This window comes from Citrobacter sp. CK189 (assembly GCF_030333505.1).
GTDB lineage: Bacteria > Pseudomonadota > Gammaproteobacteria > Enterobacterales > Enterobacteriaceae > Citrobacter_B > Citrobacter_B koseri.
On sequence record NZ_JAOWFV010000024.1, the window covers coordinates 1 to 265 of the forward strand.

Genomic DNA, 265 nt, shown 5'->3' on the forward strand with positions numbered 1-265 from the left:
ATGGTGGAGCTATGCGGGATCGAACCGCAGACCTCCTGCGTGCAAAGCAGGCGCTCTCCCAGCTGAGCTATAGCCCCATATGATGTAGTTAAACCTCATCCCCAATTCGTTTCCGGGCGCGGCGTGGTGAAGCGAAGCATACTGAAGTATGCGAGCTTTGCCACAACAAAGCACGGGAGCGAATTTGGTAGGCCTGAGTGGACTTGAACCACCGACCTCACCCTTATCAGGGGTGCGCTCTAACCACCTGAGCTACAAGCCTGTA

Annotated in this window: 2 tRNA genes; both read right to left on the reverse strand. The window is 55.5% G+C overall.

The annotated features are described in order from the left end of the window. Window position 1: 1 nt before the first annotated feature. A tRNA-Ala gene (locus OGV83_RS00700) sits at window positions 2-77 on the reverse strand. Between the two features lie 108 nt (window positions 78-185). Further along, a tRNA-Ile gene (locus tag OGV83_RS00705) sits at window positions 186-262 on the reverse strand. Window positions 263-265 lie beyond the last annotated feature (3 nt).